Source organism: Peribacillus sp. N1 (genome assembly GCF_054600815.1).
Window position 1 is genome coordinate 1,613,881 of the sequence record NZ_BAAHZO010000001.1, and the last position, 23,013, is coordinate 1,636,893.

General features: G+C 41.7%; 28 protein-coding genes. 5 read left to right on the forward strand and 23 right to left on the reverse strand.

Annotation, left to right across the window (positions count from 1 at the left end; genetic code table 11):
* Positions 1-184: 184 nt before the first annotated feature.
* The 16 genes from ACYP5M_RS07740 to spoIIM all read right to left on the reverse strand — a co-directional run bounded on the left by ACYP5M_RS07740 (position 185) and on the right by spoIIM (position 14,310).
* The gene (locus ACYP5M_RS07740) at positions 185-1,651 is read right to left on the reverse strand and encodes a spore germination protein (protein ID WP_434169694.1); all 1,467 of its coding nucleotides are present in this window, start codon (positions 1,649-1,651) and stop codon (positions 185-187) included.
* 4 nt (positions 1,652-1,655) lie between these two features.
* Positions 1,656-2,237 (reverse strand): stage V sporulation protein SpoVABEA, encoded by a 582-nt coding sequence (gene spoVAEA / locus ACYP5M_RS07745; protein WP_057278873.1) that lies wholly within the window; start codon positions 2,235-2,237, stop codon positions 1,656-1,658.
* Between the two features lie 43 nt (positions 2,238-2,280).
* The gene (locus tag ACYP5M_RS07750) at positions 2,281-2,703 is read right to left on the reverse strand and encodes a stage V sporulation protein AB (protein ID WP_034308131.1); all 423 of its coding nucleotides are present in this window, start codon (positions 2,701-2,703) and stop codon (positions 2,281-2,283) included.
* Positions 2,693-3,316 carry a stage V sporulation protein AA gene (locus ACYP5M_RS07755; RefSeq protein ID WP_363320591.1) on the reverse strand — a complete coding sequence of 208 codons (624 nt, stop codon included), beginning with the start codon at positions 3,314-3,316 and terminating at the stop codon, positions 2,693-2,695. Before ACYP5M_RS07755 ends, ACYP5M_RS07750 begins: the two co-directional genes overlap by 11 nt.
* A 152-nt stretch (positions 3,317-3,468) precedes the next feature.
* Positions 3,469-4,758, reverse strand: a complete 1,290-nt coding sequence (locus tag ACYP5M_RS07760) for an NCS2 family permease (protein ID WP_230177095.1) — start codon at positions 4,756-4,758, stop codon at positions 3,469-3,471.
* Between the two features lie 291 nt (positions 4,759-5,049).
* Positions 5,050-5,817 carry an RNA polymerase sporulation sigma factor SigF gene (gene sigF, locus ACYP5M_RS07765; RefSeq protein ID WP_101222470.1) on the reverse strand — a complete coding sequence of 256 codons (768 nt, stop codon included), beginning with the start codon at positions 5,815-5,817 and terminating at the stop codon, positions 5,050-5,052.
* Positions 5,818-5,830: 13 nt separating this feature from the next.
* Complete coding sequence (spoIIAB, locus tag ACYP5M_RS07770; RefSeq protein WP_053346844.1) at positions 5,831-6,271, reverse strand: anti-sigma F factor; 441 nt, start codon at positions 6,269-6,271, stop codon at positions 5,831-5,833.
* Position 6,272: 1 nt separating this feature from the next.
* The gene (gene spoIIAA / locus ACYP5M_RS07775; protein ID WP_034308142.1) at positions 6,273-6,623 is read right to left on the reverse strand and encodes an anti-sigma F factor antagonist; all 351 of its coding nucleotides are present in this window, start codon (positions 6,621-6,623) and stop codon (positions 6,273-6,275) included.
* Positions 6,624-6,754: 131 nt separating this feature from the next.
* Positions 6,755-7,921: a D-alanyl-D-alanine carboxypeptidase family protein gene (locus tag ACYP5M_RS07780; protein WP_230176975.1), complete on the reverse strand. Its 1,167-nt coding sequence runs from the start codon at positions 7,919-7,921 to the stop codon at positions 6,755-6,757.
* A gap of 206 nt (positions 7,922-8,127) precedes the next feature.
* Positions 8,128-9,432 (reverse strand): pyrimidine-nucleoside phosphorylase, encoded by a 1,305-nt coding sequence (locus ACYP5M_RS07785; protein WP_101222472.1) that lies wholly within the window; start codon positions 9,430-9,432, stop codon positions 8,128-8,130.
* A 66-nt stretch (positions 9,433-9,498) separates the two neighbouring features.
* A complete protein-coding gene (locus ACYP5M_RS07790) occupies positions 9,499-10,311 on the reverse strand; it encodes a purine-nucleoside phosphorylase (protein ID WP_101222473.1) in 813 nt (270 codons plus the stop codon).
* Positions 10,312-11,514 carry a phosphopentomutase gene (gene deoB / locus ACYP5M_RS07795; protein ID WP_101222474.1) on the reverse strand — a complete coding sequence of 401 codons (1,203 nt, stop codon included), beginning with the start codon at positions 11,512-11,514 and terminating at the stop codon, positions 10,312-10,314.
* A gap of 284 nt (positions 11,515-11,798) precedes the next feature.
* Entirely contained in the window at positions 11,799-12,692 is an 894-nt protein-coding gene (gene xerD, locus ACYP5M_RS07800) for a site-specific tyrosine recombinase XerD (protein WP_452444817.1), read from the reverse strand.
* 5 nt (positions 12,693-12,697) lie between these two features.
* A complete protein-coding gene (locus ACYP5M_RS07805; protein WP_101223458.1) occupies positions 12,698-12,925 on the reverse strand; it encodes a YqzK family protein in 228 nt (75 codons plus the stop codon).
* Positions 12,926-13,084: 159 nt separating this feature from the next.
* On the reverse strand, positions 13,085-13,543 hold the full coding sequence (fur, locus tag ACYP5M_RS07810) for a ferric iron uptake transcriptional regulator (protein WP_101223459.1): 459 nt from the start codon (positions 13,541-13,543) through the stop codon (positions 13,085-13,087).
* Positions 13,544-13,662: 119 nt separating this feature from the next.
* A complete protein-coding gene (gene spoIIM, locus ACYP5M_RS07815) occupies positions 13,663-14,310 on the reverse strand; it encodes a stage II sporulation protein M (protein WP_101222476.1) in 648 nt (215 codons plus the stop codon).
* 139 nt (positions 14,311-14,449) lie between these two features.
* Here spoIIM and ACYP5M_RS07820 point away from each other — a divergent pair, with 139 nt between their 5' ends.
* Positions 14,450-15,013 carry a GNAT family N-acetyltransferase gene (locus ACYP5M_RS07820; protein WP_101222477.1) on the forward strand — a complete coding sequence of 188 codons (564 nt, stop codon included), beginning with the start codon at positions 14,450-14,452 and terminating at the stop codon, positions 15,011-15,013.
* 37 nt (positions 15,014-15,050) lie between these two features.
* Here ACYP5M_RS07820 and ACYP5M_RS07825 read toward each other — a convergent pair whose 3' ends face one another.
* Positions 15,051-16,232, reverse strand: coding sequence for an endonuclease Q family protein (locus tag ACYP5M_RS07825; RefSeq protein ID WP_459734853.1), 1,182 nt, complete (start codon positions 16,230-16,232; stop codon positions 15,051-15,053).
* Positions 16,233-16,784 carry an NUDIX hydrolase gene (locus tag ACYP5M_RS07830; RefSeq protein ID WP_230176979.1) on the reverse strand — a complete coding sequence of 184 codons (552 nt, stop codon included), beginning with the start codon at positions 16,782-16,784 and terminating at the stop codon, positions 16,233-16,235. It lies immediately after the preceding gene.
* Between the two features lie 75 nt (positions 16,785-16,859).
* On the opposite strand from ACYP5M_RS07830, the gene mciZ reads away from it, so the two are divergent.
* The 3 genes from mciZ (at position 16,860) to ACYP5M_RS07845 (ending at position 18,670) form a co-directional block, all read left to right on the forward strand.
* Positions 16,860-17,021, forward strand: coding sequence for a Z-ring formation inhibitor MciZ (gene mciZ, locus ACYP5M_RS07835; RefSeq protein WP_076365517.1), 162 nt, complete (start codon positions 16,860-16,862; stop codon positions 17,019-17,021).
* A gap of 56 nt (positions 17,022-17,077) precedes the next feature.
* Positions 17,078-17,986, forward strand: coding sequence for an aldo/keto reductase (locus ACYP5M_RS07840; RefSeq protein ID WP_427572087.1), 909 nt, complete (start codon positions 17,078-17,080; stop codon positions 17,984-17,986).
* A 258-nt stretch (positions 17,987-18,244) separates the two neighbouring features.
* Positions 18,245-18,670: an Ohr family peroxiredoxin gene (locus ACYP5M_RS07845; protein ID WP_101222481.1), complete on the forward strand. Its 426-nt coding sequence runs from the start codon at positions 18,245-18,247 to the stop codon at positions 18,668-18,670.
* 45 nt (positions 18,671-18,715) lie between these two features.
* On the opposite strand, the gene ACYP5M_RS07850 is transcribed toward ACYP5M_RS07845, so the two are convergent.
* The gene (locus ACYP5M_RS07850; protein ID WP_096337652.1) at positions 18,716-19,153 is read right to left on the reverse strand and encodes a MarR family winged helix-turn-helix transcriptional regulator; all 438 of its coding nucleotides are present in this window, start codon (positions 19,151-19,153) and stop codon (positions 18,716-18,718) included.
* A 163-nt stretch (positions 19,154-19,316) separates the two neighbouring features.
* Positions 19,317-19,577, reverse strand: coding sequence for a YqkE family protein (locus tag ACYP5M_RS07855; protein WP_101222483.1), 261 nt, complete (start codon positions 19,575-19,577; stop codon positions 19,317-19,319).
* Positions 19,578-19,708: 131 nt separating this feature from the next.
* Here ACYP5M_RS07855 and ACYP5M_RS07860 point away from each other — a divergent pair, with 131 nt between their 5' ends.
* Entirely contained in the window at positions 19,709-20,608 is a 900-nt protein-coding gene (locus ACYP5M_RS07860; protein ID WP_459734854.1) for an alpha/beta hydrolase, read from the forward strand.
* 43 nt (positions 20,609-20,651) lie between these two features.
* On the opposite strand, the gene ACYP5M_RS07865 is transcribed toward ACYP5M_RS07860, so the two are convergent.
* The 3 genes from ACYP5M_RS07865 to ACYP5M_RS07875 form a co-directional block, all read right to left on the reverse strand.
* Positions 20,652-20,975 (reverse strand): iron-sulfur cluster biosynthesis family protein, encoded by a 324-nt coding sequence (locus ACYP5M_RS07865; RefSeq protein WP_402938273.1) that lies wholly within the window; start codon positions 20,973-20,975, stop codon positions 20,652-20,654.
* Positions 20,976-21,184: 209 nt separating this feature from the next.
* The gene (locus ACYP5M_RS07870) at positions 21,185-21,517 is read right to left on the reverse strand and encodes a YolD-like family protein (RefSeq protein WP_459734855.1); all 333 of its coding nucleotides are present in this window, start codon (positions 21,515-21,517) and stop codon (positions 21,185-21,187) included.
* Between the two features lie 26 nt (positions 21,518-21,543).
* Positions 21,544-22,803: a Y-family DNA polymerase gene (locus ACYP5M_RS07875; protein ID WP_459734856.1), complete on the reverse strand. Its 1,260-nt coding sequence runs from the start codon at positions 22,801-22,803 to the stop codon at positions 21,544-21,546.
* Between the last annotated feature and the right edge of the window lie 210 nt (positions 22,804-23,013).

Below are 23,013 nucleotides of genomic sequence, written 5' to 3' on the forward strand. Positions count from 1 at the left end.
TGAACAAGCCTCATCCTAATCGATTATCCCATGTAAATATTGTCCTCTATGACTGCTTAGTAGTTCGAAGGGAAAGACAGATTGGTTTAAACTCCAAAGAGTCATAGTAGCTTTATCTCTTTGTGAATCCTAACTTTACCGCTTTATCCGAATAAAATTAAATTACCACAACTTTTCGACAACATCAACCTTTAGATTTTCTTGGCTGCCTATATAAATCCTGGGGATGTACAATACTCGGACGTTCTATAGAACCTGGATAAGGTCTTCTAAATATTATATGTGACAAGGCTTTCGGCTGAAACGGTAGAAGCGGCCATAAATAAGGTGTATTTAACGTTTTTATGCTAGTAAGCATAATAATGTAGAGCGTGATGCCTATGACTAGGCCAGGCACTTTAAATATAGCGACCAAAACTAGCAGTGCCAAACGGGAAATTTTATTCGCAACCCCTAGTTCTAAACTCGGAGTGACAAATGTACCGATTGTAGCCACTGAAGCGTAGAGAACCACTTCAGGAACAAAGAGGCCAACATCTATCGCTATTTGCCCTATCAAAACTGCCGCAACCAAGCCCATCGCCGTTGAAAGCGGGGTCGGAGTATGAACGGCTGCCATCCTTAGAAATTCTATCCCAATATCGGATATGAAGATTTGGACCACTATGGGTATATGCGTTTTTTCATTCGGCCCGATATACTCGAACTTTTCCGGCAGGAGGGAAGGCTCTAAACAAAACAATAACCAAATCGGCAGCAAGAATAACGAAACAAAGATCCCGAGAAACCGGACCCAGCGCACCAAGGTCCCAACAGCAGGTGCCTGCCGATACTCCTCAGCGTGTTGCATGTGATGGAAAAGAGTGGACGGAGTAATGATGACACTCGGTGAAGTATCCACATAAATAAGGACATGCCCCTCAAGCAAATGCGTTGCCGCCACATCAGCCCGTTCCGTGTATCTGACAAGCGGGTATGGATTATACTTTTGATTGACGATGAACTCTTCGATCGTTTTATCAGACATCGTTATGCCATCAACCTCAATATTATTCAATTCCTTACGAACGATTTCTATTAAATCGGGATCGGCAATATCTTTAATGTAGCCGATGGATATATCCGATTTCGATCGTTCCCCTACATGCAGCATTTCGAAACGTAATCTTTCATCCCGGATTCTCCGTCTGGTTATCGCTGTGTTAATGATGATATTCTCGACAAAACCATCCCTTGATCCACGGACGACTTTTTCCGTATCGGGTTCTACTGGCTGTCTCCCAGGATAACTCCTGACATCCACAACCAATCCTATTGGTTTACCATCAACAACAACGACGATTAAACCGGATAATACCTGATCAACAAGCTCATCCATCGTCTTTATTTCCTGAACGGATTGGTGTACGAGTAAGTCTTTGACTACATCAAAAACTTTAGTAGACACGATATCGGCATTTTTGTTATGAATAAGAGAATCGAGGATATCAATGATGTACTCTGTATCCGTCAGCCCGTTTATATAGTAAATATGCACATCTTTTCTTAAGACCTTTATCTTTCTTACTCCTAAGTCGAAGCTGACGCCTAGACCCACTTTCTCTTCCATGTATGCGTCAACTTCCGCTACCCTACTCGGAATCGGCATCATGTTTTCAGGTTTTTCTGAAGTCATCATGACCACTCCTTTCCAATATGATTTCCACCGCTAGCTTCGTTATCGGTGCTCCTCTTTTAAAATCGTCCTGATGGGACATTTTTCCGATATCCCCTATCCCAACTACTATGGGAACATGTAATTGATCGATGCAATAAACCGTATCTCCTGTTATCTTGCCCAGTTCAAATTCCTCGGCGCCGTATTTATCAACCCCGTTCGGTGTCAAATTACCATCACGGTCAATACAGATATCCACCTTGGTCCATTCTTCCCTTCTAGTCTTTGAAGCGACCGCTATCACGCCAAGGACATCAATATCAGGATGTCCGGCAACTACCTTCATTGCCTGTTCGCCTGATCCTTCTCCTATAAAACCGCTATCATCAAACATGACCAATACAGGATCATACTTCGCCTTTTTTATTAATTCAACTAACTCCAAGCCCGTATATCGTGATGGATTACCTTGGGACATGGAGATACATCTTCCCCCTATTTCCTTGGCTACATGCTCGACAGCCCGTTTCGCATACTCATCTCCATCCGTAATCAATATCACTTTTCGTTTGGTCACCATCTTGGGCCTACCTTTCATCATCAGGAATAGTTACCTCATACACTTATAAATCGACAAAATAAATCCATTGGAATAATGATCCGGCTATTTTTCCCAATACGAGTGCCATTAACAGATATATGATCTTCTCTTGAATTCCGATTCGTTTTGAAAGAACCGGAAATACATTCAGGACTTCAGTTAAGGCTGCCGCAAGCATCCCATTAAATATCCCGTCAGCCAAACCGATCGGAATTAATAAAAAATGCGGGAGGGAAAGTTCCGTTTCCTGTAATCCTAACCATGTTCCTGCGACAACTCCGGCAATGATGGCTCCTTCGTAGTAATGTATCATTTTCATTGTTTTTGTCAGCTGAGTCAGTCTTGGAATCACCCCAAGTACAGTTAAAAACGCTACAAAACCGGCACCTGTCGCAAAACCCCCAGCTAAACCGACAAAGATTCCGAAGATGATTTTACCGGTCATCAAGGTGGCGCACGTTTTCCTTATTTTCATTCATGATTACATAACGGTCCAAATCCTGCTGATAGTTGAACATTTCAACCTCGAGCGGACTAGGTTCCTCATTGAAGCGTTTTTTAAAGAAGTGATTAAAAAATAGAATCATGCCCATACCAAGGCCGAAGCTATATGGGATTTGAATCAATAACGGCTTATCATCCACTTTTCCCGTTATTATAGTAAAGATTTTTTGATGCACTTCCCCCATGCTGACATCCACATGAAAATTCATTATCGTCATTCCGCCGCCGACAAATAATAAAAACCAAACTAAGGCGAATGTCAGGTATGACATTTTCTTTTTCGAGAGGATGATTTCGATGATCGTTTGAGATGGCCCGAATGTCTCCACTTCAATAGTCGAATCCACCTTGCGGATGGCCATGATAACTTGAGCCAAATCAATGACAATAATATTCCTATCTTCCTTCTTGACCGTTAATAATATGATTTCTTCAATTAAGGTGATCACTTCTTCAGGTCCGATTATCCTTGCAATATCTTTTATCCTCACCGTTTGATTTCCCTTTACTTGTACACGGTTCCTCATCCTGATATATACAACTGCCACTATCATCACATCCCGACCTTTTATTTCCTTATGCTAGTAGTATGGATTGGAAGCAGTTTGAAAATGCAGGAAGTGAACCATGTCCATATATTACTAATTTGAAAACAAAAAAAGACATGCTGCAATGACAGCATGTCTTTTTGATTTAGATTCATACTTTAATGAGTGGGGAAGAAAATCAGCTGAACCAAAAATATCAATCCAAAAATATAAATGAGCGGATGTACGGATTTTCCTTTTCCACTAAATACCTTCATAAGGGGATAAGTAATGAACCCGATTGCAATGCCTGTAGATATACTTGAAGTAAGCGGCATCGTTAAAATGATCGCAAATGCAGGAAATGCCTCATCGAAAATTTTCCAATTGACTTTTGCCAGCCCTTCCATCATGAAACATCCCACGATGATCAAAACAGGAGCTGTGATTGCTTGAACTGAAGAAATTGCCGATATCAATGGAGAAAAGAAAATCGATGCAGCAAACAAGATTGCCACGACTGTAGAGGTTAATCCCGTACGTCCGCCAGCAGCCACTCCCGTACTTGATTCAACATAGGCAGTCGAAGGGCTTGTACCAAACATCGAGCCGACCGTCGTCGCAATCGCATCACCTAAAAAGGCTTTCTTGGCACGGGGGATTTTCCCATCCTTCGTTAGTCCTGCCTGTTCCGTCACGCCAATCAAGGTTCCTGTCGTATCAAAAATCGTCACAAGTAAAAAGGCGAAAACAATTGAATATAAAGAATTCGTAAAGACCCCGGCAATATCGATATCAAAAAATACTGGTGTTGGAGGTACAGATAAGACCCCATCGAAGTTGAGCAAACCGATAAAGTAGCCAATGATTGCCGTAACGATCATACCAATGAAAATTGCCCCTTTAATATTACGGGCCATAAAAATCAAGGTAATGAATAAGCCTGCTAATGCTAAAACGGTTCCAGGCTGATGCAAATCCCCAAGCGTCACCATAGTTGATTCATTAGGAACTACGATTCCTGCATTTTTTAATCCGATAAACGCAATGAATAAACCAATTCCTGATGTGATGCCATATTTTAATGAATTAGGAATCGCATCAATTATCATTTTACGCAAGCTTGTCACGCTAATTAGCAGAAATAGCAAACCAGCAATGAAAACCGTACCGAATACGGTCTGGTATGAAAGACCCTGAGCACCCACTACGCTGGCAAAATACGCATTCAAACCCATCCCTGGTGCTATCGCAATCGGGTATTTTGCAACGAGTCCCATGATAAGGGTACCGATCACCGCTGATATGACCGTTGCCATGAAAACTTGCTCAAATGGTATTCCGATTGAAGACAATAAAGCCGGATTCACGATTAGGATATAAACCATAGTTAAAAATGTCGTAACACCCGCCATGACTTCTGTACGGACATCCGTCCCATTTTCTTTCAGGGAGAAAAACTTTTCCATAAACATATTTTAGACCTCCAGATCTAAAGGAAACACCGACAACCGTTTGCACGAAAAGACAAGGTGTCCTAATATTGTACTGCATCAACGTTTTTCCTAATCAATATTGATTAAAAGAAAGCTAAAAAAACGAATGAAAAACGCGACCTTTACTATAATATTCGTTTTTAATCCTAAATTCAACTAAAAAATTCGACCCCGCTCATATTTTCATTCTACTTAATAAGAACCACTTTTACTTTTTCCTAAAATCAATCATTTATTTTCAAGCTCAATGAAAAACCACATGAATCATTGATTCATGTGGTTTTTCATTTGCTGAAGAATCTTCTTTTCCAGCCTTGACACCTGGACTTGGGAGATGCCAAGCCTTGCCGCCACTTCCGATTGCGTCTGATCTTTATAATATCTCAGGAAAACAATCAGCCTTTCACGTTCATTCAATTCTTGTATGGCTTCTTTCAAAGCAATTTGATCGAACCAGGAGGTTTCATTATTGTCGGCAATCTGGTCAAGAAGAGTAATCGGATCTCCATCATTTTCGTAAACCGTTTCATGGATGGATGAAGGGCTCCTGCTAGCTTCTTGGGCCATGATGATTTCCTCTGGCGACAGCTCTAGATGTTCCGCCAATTCATTGACAGTCGGAACTCGGCCATACGTCTTTGAAAGCTCCTCTTTGGCCCTGCGAATTTTATTCGCCATTTCCTTTAATGACCGGCTTACTTTAACCGTTCCGTCATCACGGATAAAACGTTGGATTTCACCAATGATCATAGGCACAGCATACGTTGAGAATTTCACTTCAAACGATAAGTCAAATTTATCCACGGACTTTAACAGACCAATACAGCCTATTTGATAAAGGTCATCCGGTTCGTAACCTCGATTGAGGAATCTTTGCACTACTGACCATACAAGCCTCAGATTGCTGTTGACAATCAGATTTCTCGCATCTTGGTCACCGCTCTGGCTGCGTTGGATTAAATTCCGCAATTCCTCATCTTTTAAATGGGGCTGGCCTTTCTTGCCCTTCTCGTTTTTAACCTCCACATCCATATGCAAGTCTCCCTTAATTGCACAAAGCTCTGCTTGTAGTTAAGTGCTTTTTTAATCGAATGATCGTGCCTTCGCCCTTATGGGAAATTATATTGATTTCATCCATGAAGTTTTCCATGATGGTGAATCCCATTCCGGAACGTTCAAGTTCGGGTTTTGTCGTAAATAACGGCTGTTTAGCCTCCTCGACGTCTTCAATGCCCAGTCCCTCATCCCGGATGGTCAATTCCACAGTATCGCCTTCGATGATCACTGAAATGTATACCCAACCTTCCGGGTCACTCTCATACCCATGGATAATCGAATTCGTAACGGCTTCTGACACGACAGTCTTGATCTCTGTCAATTCATCCATCGTCGGGTCCAATTGGGCAATGAAAGCCGCAACAGTTACCCTGGCAAAAGATTCATTTTGGCTAAGTGCAGAAAATTTCGTTTCCATTTTATTTTTCATTTTAGGCAACCCCCAGTCTTTGCAAAGCGTTTTTTTCGGATAGTTCCATTTTAACAATTTTAAACAACCCTGACATCTCAAATAACCGCTTTACTGCCGGAGAAATTGCACATACCACCATTTCACCTTGCTTTTTATTCACCTGCTTATAGCGCCCTAAAATAACTCCAAGCCCTGAACTGTCCATAAAATCCAACTCTTCCATGTTTAGGATGATATGTTTGATATTATGCTTTTGAATGGCTGCCTCTGCCTGGTTTTTCAATTTTTCTGCTGTATGATGATCTAAATCACCTTTGAGACGAATGCACAATACGCGATTTTTCGCCTCCATATTAATCGTAAGACTCATTATATACAGCCTCCTTCACTGTCTTATAAAGAGTCAAATTCTCTTTTTCACCTGCCGATTCCTCCTTACTAGCAAAACTAGTGGAGTTTCGCCTAAATTAGTACGATTAACAGGTATTGCGACAATTTATTCTATTTCGCTTGGGTAAACATGCCGAAAGCCCGTTTATACAATTGCCACCAGCTGGCATTTTCAACAGTTTCCTTCGCAACAATCGGAGATTCGACATACACCTTGCCGTTTTTCTTCAATTCAAGCGTACCAATTTCATCACCTTTTTTAATAGGGGCATCCAAATCTTTATCAAGCGTGATTTTTTTTGTAAAGTCCTTTGCCGTTCCATTTTTGGCTGTCAAAACTGAAATAGGTTCACTTGTCACACCCACCACCGATTTCTTGTCGCCTTTACTTACCTTTGCTTCACCTAACACCTCGCCGCGTTTATAAATCGGGTATGTGATATATTGTGAAAATGCATAATCTAACATCTTTGTGACCTGAGCATTTCGTTCCTTAGGAGAAACGGCTCCGAAAACGACGGCAATGACACGCATATTCCCTTTTTTTGCGGTCGCTGTCAAACAATACTTCGCTTCATTTGTGAATCCTGTCTTCAGTCCATCGACCCCAGGGTAAAATTTCACTAATCTGTTCGTGTTGACTAGCCAGAATTTCTTTTCGGTATTTTCACGGAGATAATCTTCATATGTACCCGTGAACCTTGTAATCGTATCGTATTTCAATAATTCCTTCGCCATGATCGACATATCATGTGCCGAACTGTAATGATCTTTAACAGGAAGGCCTGTTGCGTTTTGGAACTTTGTATTTTTCAACCCGAGGTCTTTCGCCTTTTTGTTCATTTTCCTAACAAACTCTTCTTCCGATCCAGCTAGACGTTCTGCCATCGCCACCGATGCATCATTCGCCGAACCAATCGAGATGCCCTTGAGCATTTGTTCTGTGGTCATTTCTTCACCTGGCTCGAGGAAGATTTGGGAACCGCCCATTGATGCTGCATACTCACTAGTCCTGATTTTCTCCTTCATGCTAAGTTCGCCTTTATCGATCGCTTCCATGATCAGCAGCATTGTCATGATTTTCGTCATGCTTGCCGGCGAAAGACGAACGTCTGCATTTTTATCATAGAGAACAGTACCTGTATCCCGTTCAATCAAAATAGCCGATTTAGCATTTGCCGCCAATTCGACTCCTTTTTCCTCAGCTGCTTTTGTATGTGGGACGCTAAAACCCATTGCTACCAATACGGTTAAAAATAGAGAAAGAATCCGCTTCATCTCCATACCCTCCAATCTTTATAGGATTTATTTTTTCCATTAAACCCATTTTTATACAAATAAAGATGAATTTTGAACATATACTGGATATAGGGTAACAAAGTGAACCAAATTAAAAGAGGATGCGCATGGGCATCCTCTTTTAAACATTCAATGAAATAAACGTAAAAAGGCCACGCAAAAGCGCGGCCTTTTTTGGAAAATATTTATTCCATGATCTCTTTATAGATCAATGTAGGTTTTTCTACTTTCTCTTTTGAAATCGCAATGCTTTCATACAATTTTTCTTTTACCTTTGAAACATCTTCAAAGTTGCTGTAAATCGTCACAAGGGATTCACCTTTTGCCACGGTTTCCCCTATTTTTTTACGAAGTACCAGTCCGACTGCCAAATCAATCTCTGATTCCTTAGTCGCCCGCCCGGCACCTAACAGCATGGCTGCCGTTCCTACTTCATCAGCGATGATCTCCGATACATATCCGTCCTCTTTCGCTTCCAGCTCGAAAGTATGGGCAGCCTGCGGCAGTTTTTCCGGCTGATCCACAACCGAACCATCGCCTCCCTGCGCTTCTAGGAAAACCTTGAATGAGTTAAGTGCAGAACCATCCTTAATCGCATTTTCCAGCAAGGTTCTTGCTTCCTTCAGAGAACTTGCCTTTTTGGCAAGGTATACCATATGGCTTCCTAGTGTTAAAGAAAGTTCCGTTAAATCTTCCGGTCCTTCTCCTTTAAGTGTATCGATGGCTTCCTTCACTTCTAAAGCATTTCCGATTGCGTAACCCAACGGTTGGCTCATATCGGAAATGACAGCCATCGTATTTCGCCCTACATTGTTTCCGATGCTAACCATTGCATGCGCCAACTCTTCGGAATCTTCAAGCGTTTTCATGAAAGCGCCCGCTCCCGTTTTAACATCAAGTACGATTGCATCAGCACCAGCTGCGATTTTCTTACTCATGATCGAGCCAGCAATCAAACCGATACTGTTAACGGTAGCCGTAACATCACGCAATGCATATAGCTTTTTGTCGGCTGGAGTCAGGTTACCACTTTGTCCAATGACAGCTATCTTATTTTTATTAACAAGTCGTATGAACTCGTCGTTTTCTATTTCGACATGAAATCCCTTTACAGACTCCAACTTATCGATCGTTCCGCCTGTATGGCCAAGACCGCGTCCTGACATCTTTGCCACTGGAACACCTACAGCAGCAACCAATGGCCCAAGCACTAATGTTGTCGTATCACCAACACCGCCTGTTGAATGTTTATCGACCTTAATTCCTTCAATCATCGATAAATCAATTTGATCTCCTGATTCGACCATTGCCATGGTTAAATCAGCACGTTCCTGCTCATTCATGCCTTTGAAGTAAACAGCCATTGACCAAGCGCTCATTTGGTAATCCGGAATCGATCCGTCGGTAAACCCTTTGATGATGAACTGTATTTCTTCTGTAGTAAGAGCCTTTCCATCACGCTTTTTCTCGATTAAATCTACCATTCTCATATTAGAATCCCCACTTTTTTAAGGACACCGCTTCTCTTTAGGTGTACTTGTATTTTTTGGTCCGTTTTATATGTCTTTAACGATGTGCTTAACAAATTCCAGAAAGCTGCTTTTCACTTTTTCCGTCGTTTCAATTACCTCTTCATGCGACAAAGGCTGATCCAGAATGCCTGCGGCCATATTGGTAAGGCATGAGATTCCGAGCACTTTCATATCGCTATGCCTTGCTACGATAACTTCCGGAACTGTCGACATACCAACTGCATCCCCGCCAAGGATCCGTGCCATTTTCACTTCTGCAGGTGTCTCATAGGTCGGTCCTGTATTCCCGATATAGACACCTTCTTTAATATCCAATCCTAGTGAAGCTGCTATTTTTTTCGCTTGTGACCGAAGGTCTTTATTATAAGCTTCCGACATATCAGGGAATCTAGGACCGAAACGCTCTTCATTAGGACCAATCAATGGGTTTGCCCCCATTAAATTAATATGATCCGTAATGAGCATCAAGTCACCTGGTTCATAGCTTTCATTAACGCTTCCGGCAGCATTCGTTACAATTAACTGCTTAACACCAAGAAGTTTCATTACACGTACAGGAAAAGTGACCTTCTCCATGGAGTAACCCTCATAAAAGTGGAAACGCCCTTGCATGGCTACAACTTTTTTGCCACTTAATTGTCCAATGACAAGCTGTCCAGCGTGTCCTTCAACAGTCGATACCGGGAATTCCGGGATTTCGTGGTATGGAATCGTAATGGGATTTTCAATTTCATCTGCCAATACTCCAAGTCCGGAACCAAGAATCAGGCCTATCTCCGGAGAGCCTTCAATTTTACTTTTTATGAATGACGCAGCAGTTTCTATTTTATTAAACATCTATTTAATCTCCCCTAAATTTAGATCGCCCAATATATTTTTCCCGTAGGCAGGCATTTTCACATCAAAGTTAGCAGCGACCGTCGCCCCGATATCAGCAAATGTATCTCTTATCGGGAGTTCGGCACCTTCTGTAAATCGTTTGGAATAGACTAATAAAGGTACATATTCACGTGTATGATCGGTTCCTTCATGGACCGGATCATTCCCGTGATCGGCAGTGATGATCAATAAATCATCCTCTTTCAGTTTATCAAGGACTTCCGGCATCCTAGCATCGAATTCTTCCAATGCCTTTCCGTATCCCTCTGGATCGCGGCGGTGACCGTATAAAGCATCGAAGTCGACTAGATTAAGGAAACTTAACCCTTTAAAATCCTGTTCTACCGTTTGGATTAATTTATCCATTCCATCCATATTGGATACGGTCCTTAATGATTCAGTGACGCCTTCCCCATCAAAGATATCCGAGATCTTCCCGATTGCGAGCACGTCATATCCAGAATCTTTCAATTCATCCATTACTGTCCGATTGAAAGGCTTCAATGCATAATCATGACGATTAGGCGTTCTTTTGAAGTTTCCTGGTTCACCTGTGAAAGGTCTGGCAATCACGCGTCCAACCTTGAACTCATCAGCCATTGTCACTTCACGGGCAATTTCACAAATCTTGTACAATTCGTCTATCGGGACGATGTCTTCATGTGCAGCAATCTGTAATACGGAATCTGCTGATGTATATACGATCAGCGCACCCGTTTTCATATGTTCCTCGCCGAGCCTCTCAATGATTTCCGTGCCGCTTGCAGGGACGTTCCCAATAATTCCCCGACCCATCTTCGCCTCGAGTTCATTGACTAATAATTCCGGGAAACCATCCGGAAATACACGGAATGGAGTTGATATGTTCAAACCCATGATTTCCCAATGTCCAGTCATCGTATCTTTTCCTGTAGAGGCTTCCTTCATTTTCGTATAGTATGCGAGAGGTTGCTGAGCTTTTTCAATCCCCTTGATTTCACGGATATTGCCTAAACCCAATTTTGCGAGAGTCGGCATGTTCAATCCATTCATTCTTTCTGCGATATGGCCGAGTGTATCCGCCCCTTTATCACCGAATAAATCTGCATCAGGTGCTTCACCAATTCCAACTGAATCCATAACTATTACAAATATTCGATTAAATGCTGAATTCCCTTTCATAAGTCATTCCTCCTAAAATAGTAAATCACTTTTTATACTCTCTATAATACCCTTATTCTGCTCATTTACTCTTCATTTTAAATGAAACTGCGAGAACGTCAGAAGTCTGACCTCTCTACATTGTAAACGATTACCATGATGGAGACAAATAATATATTTCGGAATAAACAAACTGACACTAGAGCATGCTTTAGAATCATCAGTAGCCTTACTGAAATAAAAAGGCTGCTCCTTCAACCGCTTCGCAGTTAAATTCACAACCTTTCTATCATTCTACTATTCTTTTAAGCGCGCGGATGGAATTTTGAATATACATCCTTGATCCGTACGTTCGTAATATGTGTATAAATTTGAGTTGTCGAAATATCCGCATGACCAAGCATTTCTTGGACGGCACGTAAATCAGCCCCGTTCATCAATAGATGTGTCGCGAAAGAATGTCTTAGTGTATGCGGTGTAATTTCTTTTTCAATTTGTGCCGATTTTACAAGTTTTTTTAGAATTTTCCAAAATCCCTGCCTTGTCAGCCTGTTTCCATGATGATTCAAAAAAAGTGAATCTGTCCTGTGCTTAGGGCTGGCCATTTTTCCCCGGGAACTTTCCATATAATGTTCAATCGCACCCAATGCAGTTTGGCCAATCGGAATGATTCTCTCTTTATTTCCTTTCCCTACACAACGGACAAAACCCATGGATGCATGGACATCACTTACATCCATGGATATCAACTCACTGACACGCATACCCGTCGCATACATCAGTTCTAGCATCGCCTTATCGCGTAAGCCGAATTCATCCATTTTCTTTGGGGCTTCCAATAGTGCTTCAACCTCTTCCATGCTTAATACCTTTGGAAGACTTCGTTCTGGTTTTGGCGTTTCTATATGTATGGACGGATCCTGATCGGTTACTTTTTCCCTTAGAAGAAATTGATGAAAAGACCGAATGGAGGCTATATGACGCGCCACCGTCTTCGATGATTTCCCTTGATCCTTCAAATGCACGAGAAAATGCAGGATGTTGACCCGCCGTGAATCATTCCAATTTTCGATGGCTTCAGCTTCTTTCAGAAAGCTCCAATATGATCTTAAGTCACGCTCATACGAAACGAGCGTATTCTTGGCAAGCCCTTTTTCAATGGTTAAAAAATGAATGAAATCCCTAATTTGATTCTCCATATTCATTACTCCCCGTTTAAATAAAACAACATTAAGCGTTCAAGCCATGCATCATCACCCGTATCTACTGCCTTCGATACTTTTACAGCCATGCCTTTCGGTTCATCATAACGATGATAATCTTGATATTCCTGATTTAACCATACCATTCCTATATAAAAAAGAACAGTGAAGCTAACAAAGAGAATCATCACTTTAGCCGTATGCAAAACAAGCGATAATGATGTTTTCATCATCTTTCCCCTCCCATTCGATCCTTTGTATCAATCTATGCCCAACAGGACAAGTTTTATACGTGTTTCGGAAAGGAGAAAACAAAAACAACTCTTACTTGAGAAAATAGGTTTTAAAAATGCAGAAAACCTTCTCCATTAAATGGAAAAGGTCCGACTTCATTCACCTTTATTTTCTTCTTTGTCATGACATCGATGACAAATGCCATGAAAGGTTAATCTATGGTCTTTTATCTTGAAGTTCCAGTCGCGTTCCACAATGTCTTCTACGTCTTCAAGTAGGTCTTCCTGAATCTCATCTACCGCACCACATTCCACACAAACAAGATGATGATGGAAATGCGCAGCTCCTTCTTGTCTTAAATCATAACGGGAAACCCCGTCTCCAAAGTTAATTTTATCTACTATCTTCAATTCAGTCAGCAACTCTAGTGTACGGTAAACTGTTGCCAATCCAATTTCCGGCGACTTTTCTTTGACAAGGAGGTAAACGTCTTCTGCGCTTAAATGATCCTCTTCATGCTCAAGTAAAACGCGGACGGTCGCTTCTCGCTGAGGCGTTAATTTGTAGCTGGACGAGTGTAACTGCTTTTTTATCCTATCAATTCTGTTTTCTATTTCCATACCTAATATTCCCTCCCGCGCCGCTATCCTATCCATTATATCAAAAGAGGGAAAACTGTCAAAATAGATTTCTTGTTAATGATAAAAAAATTTGCGGGAACGGCAAATTTCAATCAATGACCCAATAAACTTACGACATTTTTCATTAAAGAAGGGGATAGGTACGCTTCAAATGCAGCAGCTGTAATCAAAAATATTCCCGACAAGATCAATGAGAAAATATACCGTGAAATTATCGGCTTCAGCGGTTCACGAACCTGCTTTAGGAAAATCCGGCTGATCATTTTCATTGATAGCGAGACGGCAAGCACGGTTATCACGATGAATATCGGGACGATGAATATGTTTTGGGGCAAAATAGCGACAAACGATAATAAAAAACCGCTCCATCCCATTTGATTGACTAAAAAGCCGACTGTGAATCCAACAACCATCCCTTTTATAAATAACAAAACCAGGATGACTGGCAAACCGATGACCGATATTCCGAGAATCCAGATGACCCCGATATATTTTATATTATGCATAATACTTTGGCTGAACATATCATGCGAAGAGGCAAATTCACCTTTGGATACTTGTCCGAAAAATTGCGATAAATAATAGAACAAGTCTTCCTTTTGGGTAAAGCTCAAACTATTCACCAATATTGCCCCAAAAATGACACCCATCAAAAAAAGCACAGTGATAAAGACATATAATGAGGAATGTTCGTTAATATGTTTCATTACGGCATTTTGTACGACAGATTTTTTTTTCATCTTTCATCCTCCCAACTCCGCTTACTAGAATCTATGTTTTCACTCTCTCATTTATGCTAAGAAAACTTTCTCCCTCAGCCGAACACATTGAGCTCAATTCATGTTATAATTTTCCATACTAACGATATGGAGGCAGGATATGAAAGCTATATTAATGGATTTCCCCGAAAAAATCGAAACCCCACGATTATATCTAAGGCCCTGTCAGCCTGGCGATGGCCTGGACGTTCACGAGGCCATTGTCCATTCCAAACCTGAATTGAAACAATGGCTGCCGTTTGCCCATCAAGATGTTTCTTTGGAAACTTCTGAACAGAATGTCCTTAAGTCCTTTTCGGATTTCATTTTAAAAGAGGATATCAGACTCCATATTTATAGGAAAGAAGACGATCAATTCATCGGCTCCACCGGTCTGCACCGAATTAACTGGGATATCCCCAAATTCGAAATTGGCTATTGGATTGATACGAGATACAGTAAACAAGGCTACATAACGGAGGCGGTAGAAAAGTTAACCAAATTCGCCTTTTACCATTATGGAGCAAAGCGGGTCGAGATCCGCTGTGATCCTAATAATATCGCCAGCAAACGGATTCCCGAAAAGCTGGGGTATACCCTTGAAGGAATTTTGCGTAATGACTTTCTTAGTGCAGATGGCAAGGAAGTGCGGGACACCTCCATTTATGCAAAAACAACTAACTAAAAAAGCCCTGACAGATCTCCATCTGTCAGGACTTTTTTCAGGTTAATTCCTTTTTGACCTTTCCGTACTTTCCTCCGCCCCCCACTTCAAAAGATAGCGTCCCTTTTCTGGCAGAATCGATATAGCCCGCCAATTTTTCAGGAACGATTTCCTTGAGCTGTTCAAGCGTAACTTCATGTAGGATATTCATCTCTGTTCCAAATGCCACCAGCAGTTTTTCCATGGATTTAGGACCGAGTCCCGGAATGAAATCAAGTGGTACTTGGTGGATATACGGCGGCCTTTCCCTGCCATTTCTTCCGTCCGTCCCGGAAATGGAGAGCTCTTCAATCCTGGACGATACCCCTTTTATAATGGATTTATTACCGCATTCGGGACATTGTTCACTATCCCTCAATACCTGGTGTAAGCACCCTGAACATACAGTTTGATGATACTTTCCCAATAAGGGGTTCAATCCATAATTAACGGTCACCTTACGATTCCCTTTTTCTTTAAGGGCTTTTGCCAGCTCATTGAAACTTGGTTCCTCAAGCAGGACTTTTTGATATTCCCGAGCGATTTTCCCAAGCGAATGGGCATCGGAATTTGTTACGAATACATAGGAGTCCAGCTCCTCGATATCCTTGACCATTTCTGTATCAGAACTTAAACCAAGTTCGATGGCATCAATCAGCTCCGGATCGAATACTTCTGTAAGACTGGATCGCACCCCTTTTCCATATAAGCTTTTAAATGGGGTGAAAACATGTGCCGGGATAAACAGGCCGCCCAGTGATTTCACGATCTTTTGCAGTGTTCTTCCATCACAATAAATCCTTTGGGAGCTCAAGGTAATATTTTTAACATGTCCGCTCATCCATGAGGAGAATTCCCTTATCGCTTTTATAGTGGGAAAATAAGCGAGGACATGGATCGGTCCATTACAATTCTGATCATAAATTTCAATCTCCGAGCCTGGAATGATGGTTGTATTCTTGTATTGAAGTCCTCCTTCAATCTTCTCCGTGATTTCGCCGTCCAGCATCCCCACTTCGATTTCTTCGATAATTTCAGGAGAATGGCAATCGATTATCCCGATTAGATCAAGGCCCTTCCTTTCACTTGCCACTTGCAGCACATTGCTGAAGGTTAACGTTTTAGCACCTGTTATTTTCACGGCCCTTCCGCTTCTCGTTCTGCCTATATGGATATGCAGGTCAGCGTAAAACTCTTTCATTTACGATTTCATCGCCTTTTTCAACTGTAGATACTGAACTGCATATGCCGTTTTGGCATCTTTGATCTTCCCTTCATCCATATAAGTTTGGGCTTCCTCCAGCGTGAGTTCAATCATCTCGACGAATTCATCTTCATCCAGCGGGGCTGCATTTTCTTTCTTTTTCAAATTGTGGGCCACATATAGGTGGACCAATTCATCGGCGAAACCTGGCGATGTATAGAAGGATATGATGTGCTCCATTTTTTCACATTCATAACCTGTCTCCTCTTCCAGCTCCCGTTTAGCCGACAGAACCGGTTCTTCGCCTTTTTCCAGCTTTCCTGCAGGAATTTCCACCAAGCTTCTCTCCAGCGCTTTACGGTACTGTTCAACCATGATGATTTTATTTTCTGCCGTGAGAGCTATGATGGCAACCGCTCCCGGATGCTTGATTATTTCACGTTTACCCGTTTTCCCATCAGGAAGCTCTACATCATCCACTTGCAGGCTGATTACCTTTCCTGTGAAGATTTTTTCCGAAGACAGCGTTTTTTCTTCAAATTTTTTCATCCTGACCACTCCTCTGTTCTAATTGCAGCATGATTCCTCATACATTTTACCATAATAGAGATGGAGGGCGATTTAATGAAAGTTTACGTACTGGAAAAAAGCGTTACTTTATCCGGAAAGAGTTGGGAAATCCTTCAAAAACTAAAACAATTGCAAAATCAATATGTCTATATCAATGATTGGATAGCCGACATACACGATCAGGTGCCGCCCACTCCTTTAAAACGGATCAAGTGAATTCTTTGAGTGAAATGGATTTCTCCTTTACAATGAAATGTAAGGGAGTGGATAACATGAAAAAACGCAGACTAGGAAATTCAGACTTGCTAGTTTCTGAAATCGGGCTCGGATGCATGTCATTGGGGACTGTTGAAAATCAGGCATCCGAAATCATACAGGCCGCTTTAGATGAAGGAATCAATTATTTTGATACTGCTGACTTATATGATTTCGGCATGAATGAAGAAATCGTCGGAAAGAATTTAAAATCGGTCCGCGATAAGGTATACATAGCCACCAAGGTCGGAAACCGCTGGAATGAAAACAAAGATTCCTGGAGCTGGGATCCATCTGGCGAATATATTAAAACGGCAGTAAAAGATAGCTTAAAGAGATTGGGAACTGACTATATTGATCTTTATCAGTTACATGGCGGCACCATTTCAGACAATATCGGAGAAACGGTAGAAGCATTTGAAGATTTGAAAAAAGAAGGCTATATCCGATATTATGGAATTTCCTCGATTCGTCCGAATGTGATCAAGGAATTCACGGAAAAGTCTAAGCTTGATTCCGTGATGATGCAGTTTAATCTACTCGACCGCCGCCCAGAAGAGTGGATGTCCCTTTTGGCCAACAAACAGATCAGCATTATTGCCCGTGGCCCCCTTGCCAAAGGGCTGCTCAGTGAAAAAATGCTTGAAAAGGCAAATGAGGATGGATACCTTGACTATAGCTATCACGAACTTAAAGATTTGCTTCCGGAAATAAAGGACAAACTTTCCGATAGGAAGTTGAATGAAACGGCACTTCAATATGTATTGTCCCATCCAAGCGTCGCTACCGTTGTACCAGGAGCAAGCTCAGTACAGCAGCTCCGTGAGAACTGCCAGGCCGCTAACAGTCCTTCACTGTCCAAAACCGAGTTGGATATCTTAAAGCAGTTGACCAAAGCGAACAAATATGAAAGTCACCGGGATTAAAAAGAATGGAACTAAACTAAATGTTTCAAATAAATTAGGCTGCACTATCTCCGTTTAACAACGTGATAGGCAGCCTTTTTCCATTCCATCGTTTTTTTCGCCATACTCTCTTCTGTACAGCTTTCAAGTTTCCGATCATTCTAATTCCTTTCCAAACCCATTTAACGGTTTTAAACTTTTCATTGGACATCCCAAAATTAATATTGTACAATTCAGTTGTGCACAATTAAAAATAAAAAGATAAAGGGAGAAAAAATGATGACAAAAACATTATTTACAACGTCTGTAACAGTTGATGGTGGAAGAGAAGGAACGGCAATTTCTGCTGACGGCAACTTCACGGTTGATATTGCGATGCCTGGAACACCAAGGGCTAAACAGATGCCTGAAGCATCTAATCCAGAACAGCTTTTTGCAGCTGGATATGCTGCATGTTTTGATAGTGCTTTGCAATCAGTTGGTAAAATTGAACGCGTTCCCTTCGATTCCAAGGTCACCGCAAGCGTCAGCCTATTGATGGGTGAGATGCATCAGTACAGCTTGGCTGTAACTTTGGCTGTGAAGGGTTCCGGGGTCGATAAGGCGACATTCGAAACCCTTGTTCATAAAGCACATCAAATGTGTCCTTATTCAAAAGCAATCAACGGCAATGTGGACGTCGCCTTTGAAATAGATGTAGATTAAATCCGACAAAAAGACGCTTGGGGAACCCCAAGCGTCTTTTCTTTGCTAAAATTGCTGTAAAGTTTTCAATAGTTGGAGCAGTGAAGCTTTTAAATCCTCAACCACCTTCTTATCATCACCCGACATAGCTGAAATGCGATCGGGAATGAAGCAGGCCTCTTCCTGTAAACCAAGTCCCTTTTCCGTCAGCTTGATCATGACAGACCGTTCATCTTCAGTCGAACGTTCACGGACAATCAAGCCATTCTGCTCCATTCGTTTCAACATGGGAGTAAGCGTTCCTGAGTCGAGGGCAAGGAGCTCCCCAAGTTTTTTTACTGTAAGTGTATCCTGTTCCCATAATAGAAGCAGGACAAGATATTGAGGATATGTCACTTCAAGTTTATCAAGCAGCGGTTTATATTTCTTCGTCATTTCCCGCGAACTTGCATAAAGCAGGAAACATAATTGGTCTTCCAGTACTTTTTCTATTTTATTTTGCATCATATCACCAGCTAATAGTAGTCCATCCGATATGAAAGCATATCGAACTTATCTTTAATATAATCGTTATACTTTATAAAATAAAGGAATATCAGCAAGGAATGGTCTTCCTGAACAGAAAAAGGGAGCCAGCCCACTTAAAACTTAAACTGCTCCCTGTCCTTCATTTATAGTTCTTCCAGTTCAGATTGCTTTCACCCAATAGTTCTTCAAATGATTTATTCTTCTCCCGCCGCTTTCTTTCTTCGCGTTTCTTTTCTTCTTCCGCTGCCCTTTTTTCTTGTTCAGCCTCATTAAGTTCCTTTTGCTTTTGACGAAGCTGGGACATGATATCTTGATTGATCATATCACCAAGTTTCAATGAAGATGAATCTTTATCTTGGTTTTTGCTTTGAGTTTGATTACGCGGCTGTTTCTTTTTCATCCTTAAAACCTCCTGGCCCATTTATGAAATTATTATATCACGACTGCCGTTTTCCTCGTCATCGTTTTCAAACAGTGTTTTCCCATTTCCCACATGGTAAAATAAAGAAAATCAACCTAGGAGGACCTTTCATGAAGAAATGGTGGTTTACACTCGCCGGAATCCTATCGTATATCATCGGCGTCGGCATTTATTTTTCCAATCGGATCATGTACATGAAAAAGAAGGAAGATGATTTTATCCAGAATCGTGAAATCATGGCTAAGCGCCTGATCCGGGAGGATTTTGATAATCTGCCTAAAACGGAAATTTGGGTATCGTCACCATCCGGATATTCCTTGAAATGCTTGTTTATCGAACCGCATGACACCAATAAGTGGGTGATCATTTCTCATGGTGTGACGGAAAACAAAGTCAATTCGATTAAGTACATGAATATTTTTCTTAAGCTGGGCTTCAACGCAATCATTTATGACCACCGCCGGCATGGGGATTCCGGTGGCAAGACGAGCAGTTACGGACATTATGAAAAATTCGACCTGAAGGCCGTAATCGATGAATTGAAAAGACGTAAAGGTCCCGACCTTCATATTGGCATTCATGGTGAATCCATGGGGGCCGTAACCCTGCTTTTATATGCCGGAATGCTTGAAGATGGTGCTGATTTTTACGTTGCCGACTGTCCATTTTCAAATTTCGAGGATCAAATCAAACACCAGCTCAAGCATGAAGTCCCATTTCCTTCCTGGACCGTGTTTCCGCTTGGGCGTACGTTCATCAAACTCCGTGACGGATATTGGACCAACGAAGTGTCCCCAATCGATTATATAAAAAATATCCGAAACCCGGTGCTCTTCATCCATAGTGAAAATGACAGTTTCATTCCCGCTTCCATGACAGCGGAATTATATGCAGCAAAAGAGGGCCCAAAGCAGCTTTACATCGCTAAAAAAGGGGCCCACGCTCAATCTTATAATGAAAATCCAAAAGAATATGAAGATCAAATCGATCAGTTTCTAAAACTTGTCTGAGAAGAAAAAAGAGGGTATCCAAGATCCCCTCTTTGCTTTTTAGTCAGATTTTATTAAAATAACTCATCCTTGGATTCAAGATTTGATTCGGACTTTTTAATTGAAAGCTGTTCGCTTCCGGAACAAAGTCTATTTTCATGACTTCATCAAGAAAAATCTTTTTTGATTTCTCCACATATAGTGGAATCCCGTTTGTTTCCACTTTTTCGGTACCTTCTTCAGGTTCGTTGACCCACCATAGCGCGGTCACACCGCTTACCACGCAGCCACAGCCATCAGTATCATATTTCAACTGTAAATATCCTTCTTGTCCCTGTACCTTATCGGCCATTTTCTCAGCCGCTGTTTCCGTCCATTCAATATACATGATTGCACGCCTCCCGATGTTTCCCCCATTATAAACGATAAATACGCTTCTGTTAAAGAAACTGCCTTCCTTTGCAAGCTTCAGCCGACACGAAAATCACTTTCTTCATTGACCGTGCTAACAAATGCCGATTCTCATACTCCTCCGTGATACCTTTCATCACGATGCCGTTTTGAAAGGCTGTCCCTTGGGAACAGCCCTTCCGCTCATCATTCCATTATCCTTACATCCGCGATATCGGAAAGCCTGATATAGTGAGCCTGCTGAAACCGATCGACGATATGAAGCTTTTGGGTGAGCTCATTATAATAATGGATCCTGCCGATTAACAGCTGATACCGGTTGCCTTCATAATGAGCAATCGTGACATCCTTTCTTTCCTCCATCGCTTCCCTCATTACCGCATTCATTTCTTCCAGTTGCTGCTCATCCAGGATGCGTTTCGTTTCATAGCCATCCTCCACCACCCAATCCCGAAGCATCTTCACATGCTCCGGCAACATCATCGATGTCCATTTGATACGGCCGCGATCACGTATCATTCTTTTCCCTCCCTTCAAAGTCAACCTTACGCCTTATGACCACCAAGCAGCTTGCTTCGGTAAACGGCTGTACCTGCTTCTGTATACGAAACGGCACGCAATAACGATTTGGCTCCATATTTATGGCGGATTCGATCAACCGTGTAACTCAATTCCCGCTTCTTCCAGCGCGAAGCATCGAATAAAGTCAGCTGCATTTCGTTATCATCCACAATATTCGAGAGCCTGACCTCTATGCTCCGAACCGTTTTTTGCTTATAGTTCTCATGAAAAAGCTCCAGGCAAACTTTATATAGCTCCATCGTAATGTTGGTCGGTTCGCTAATTGAACGCGAACGTTGGAAACCTCCGCCGAACTCATCCTTGCTGTAACCAATGCTTAGGCTCACCGTCCTTCCTGCCTTGCGATGGGTGCGTGCCCTTCTTCCAACTTCTTCGCAAATTTCCAGCATGACCTGCTTTACCTCATGCTCCTCCTTATAATCCCGCAGCAGGATTTGACTTTTGCCGAAGCTTACCTGCCCTTCGATGATCGCTGCCCCCATATCGGATAAATCTATTCCCCAAGCATGGTGGTAAAGCTGATTGCCCATAATTCCAAACTTCGCTTCAAGTAATTCAAGATCATAATTGGCAAGCTGTCCAACCGTAAATATTCCCATTCCATGAAGGGTTTTTTCTACGCGCCTGCCGATCCCCCACATTTCACGAAGCGGGGAAATCGGCCAAAGTTTGCTTGGCACATCCTCATACTTCCATTCTGCAATCCCATTATGTTTGGCTTCCAAATCAAGGCAAAGTTTTGCCATAAGCATGTTCGGTCCAATTCCAATGGCACAGGGGAGCTGTAATTCCCGTTCGATTTCATCCTTTATCTTTTCAGCTATCATCCGGGCATCTCCCCATAAAGAAGCGGCACCATCGACTTTCACAAAACTTTCGTCCACACTATATACGTGAATCGCTTCTTTGGGCACATAACGGTTGAACAAGCGAGTGATTTCCGTCGAAACCCTTAAATAGGTCGCCATTTTAGGTTCAACGACGACAATCCTCGGATCATTCGGGATCTCAAACATCCGCGAACCTGTCTTGATGCCAAATTCCTTCTTCATCTTTGGAGAAGCCGCAAGCACAATGCTCCCTGTCCTCTTCAAATCACCAACCACCGCCAGATAACAATTAAGCGGGTCCAGACCAAGCATGACCGCTGAACAGCTTGCATAAAAACTTTTCATATCGATACACATAATTGATTGTTTCGGCATCGTCCCATAATCCATCACTTCTCACCCTAACAAGAATATACGTTCGCTTTTATTATATTCATAACTTTAACCGAATATACGTTCTTATTCAATGGAAGTTTTCATACAAATTTCTACTTTTTAATGTAATTTCCTTGAAAAATATAATAGATACTAAAAATGGTTAAAATACCATATTTAAACTTAATACCCAAATAGTTTTTTAAAAAAGAATCAATTCGTAGCTTG

What these genes read in the sequence shown, in the direction of transcription:
- ACYP5M_RS07750 (WP_034308131.1), bottom strand. Translation starts at nt 2,703, where the DNA reads ATGACCGGTAAAATCATCTTCGGAATCTTTGTCGGTTTAGCTGGGGGT.
- ACYP5M_RS07865 (WP_402938273.1), bottom strand. Translation starts at nt 20,975, where the DNA reads ATGTATATTGAATGGACGGAAACAGCGGCTGAGAAAATGGCCGATAAG.
- ACYP5M_RS07855 (WP_101222483.1), bottom strand. Translation starts at nt 19,577, where the DNA reads ATGAAAAAGAAACAGCCGCGTAATCAAACTCAAAGCAAAAACCAAGAT.
- ACYP5M_RS07830 (WP_230176979.1), bottom strand. Translation starts at nt 16,784, where the DNA reads ATGAAAAAATTTGAAGAAAAAACGCTGTCTTCGGAAAAAATCTTCACA.
- ACYP5M_RS07860 (WP_459734854.1), top strand. Translation starts at nt 19,709, where the DNA reads ATGAAGAAATGGTGGTTTACACTCGCCGGAATCCTATCGTATATCATC.
- ACYP5M_RS07845 (WP_101222481.1), top strand. Translation starts at nt 18,245, where the DNA reads ATGACAAAAACATTATTTACAACGTCTGTAACAGTTGATGGTGGAAGA.
- deoB (WP_101222474.1), bottom strand. Translation starts at nt 11,514, where the DNA reads ATGAAAGGGAATTCAGCATTTAATCGAATATTTGTAATAGTTATGGAT.
- ACYP5M_RS07805 (WP_101223458.1), bottom strand. Translation starts at nt 12,925, where the DNA reads ATGAAAACATCATTATCGCTTGTTTTGCATACGGCTAAAGTGATGATT.
- ACYP5M_RS07780 (WP_230176975.1), bottom strand. Translation starts at nt 7,921, where the DNA reads ATGAAGCGGATTCTTTCTCTATTTTTAACCGTATTGGTAGCAATGGGT.
- ACYP5M_RS07820 (WP_101222477.1), top strand. Translation starts at nt 14,450, where the DNA reads ATGAAAGCTATATTAATGGATTTCCCCGAAAAAATCGAAACCCCACGA.
- mciZ (WP_076365517.1), top strand. Translation starts at nt 16,860, where the DNA reads ATGAAAGTTTACGTACTGGAAAAAAGCGTTACTTTATCCGGAAAGAGT.
- spoVAEA (WP_057278873.1), bottom strand. Translation starts at nt 2,237, where the DNA reads ATGGTGACCAAACGAAAAGTGATATTGATTACGGATGGAGATGAGTAT.
- ACYP5M_RS07840 (WP_427572087.1), top strand. Translation starts at nt 17,078, where the DNA reads ATGAAAAAACGCAGACTAGGAAATTCAGACTTGCTAGTTTCTGAAATC.
- spoIIM (WP_101222476.1), bottom strand. Translation starts at nt 14,310, where the DNA reads ATGAAAAAAAAATCTGTCGTACAAAATGCCGTAATGAAACATATTAAC.
- ACYP5M_RS07850 (WP_096337652.1), bottom strand. Translation starts at nt 19,153, where the DNA reads ATGCAAAATAAAATAGAAAAAGTACTGGAAGACCAATTATGTTTCCTG.
- ACYP5M_RS07785 (WP_101222472.1), bottom strand. Translation starts at nt 9,432, where the DNA reads ATGAGAATGGTAGATTTAATCGAGAAAAAGCGTGATGGAAAGGCTCTT.
- ACYP5M_RS07760 (WP_230177095.1), bottom strand. Translation starts at nt 4,758, where the DNA reads ATGGAAAAGTTTTTCTCCCTGAAAGAAAATGGGACGGATGTCCGTACA.
- ACYP5M_RS07740 (WP_434169694.1), bottom strand. Translation starts at nt 1,651, where the DNA reads ATGATGCCGATTCCGAGTAGGGTAGCGGAAGTTGACGCATACATGGAA.
- ACYP5M_RS07825 (WP_459734853.1), bottom strand. Translation starts at nt 16,232, where the DNA reads ATGAAAGAGTTTTACGCTGACCTGCATATCCATATAGGCAGAACGAGA.
- spoIIAB (WP_053346844.1), bottom strand. Translation starts at nt 6,271, where the DNA reads ATGAAAAATAAAATGGAAACGAAATTTTCTGCACTTAGCCAAAATGAA.
- xerD (WP_452444817.1), bottom strand. Translation starts at nt 12,692, where the DNA reads ATGGAGAATCAAATTAGGGATTTCATTCATTTTTTAACCATTGAAAAA.
- sigF (WP_101222470.1), bottom strand. Translation starts at nt 5,817, where the DNA reads ATGGATGTGGAGGTTAAAAACGAGAAGGGCAAGAAAGGCCAGCCCCAT.
- ACYP5M_RS07755 (WP_363320591.1), bottom strand. Translation starts at nt 3,316, where the DNA reads ATGATAGTGGCAGTTGTATATATCAGGATGAGGAACCGTGTACAAGTA.
- ACYP5M_RS07790 (WP_101222473.1), bottom strand. Translation starts at nt 10,311, where the DNA reads ATGTTTAATAAAATAGAAACTGCTGCGTCATTCATAAAAAGTAAAATT.
- ACYP5M_RS07870 (WP_459734855.1), bottom strand. Translation starts at nt 21,517, where the DNA reads ATGATACGTGATCGCGGCCGTATCAAATGGACATCGATGATGTTGCCG.
- spoIIAA (WP_034308142.1), bottom strand. Translation starts at nt 6,623, where the DNA reads ATGAGTCTTACGATTAATATGGAGGCGAAAAATCGCGTATTGTGCATT.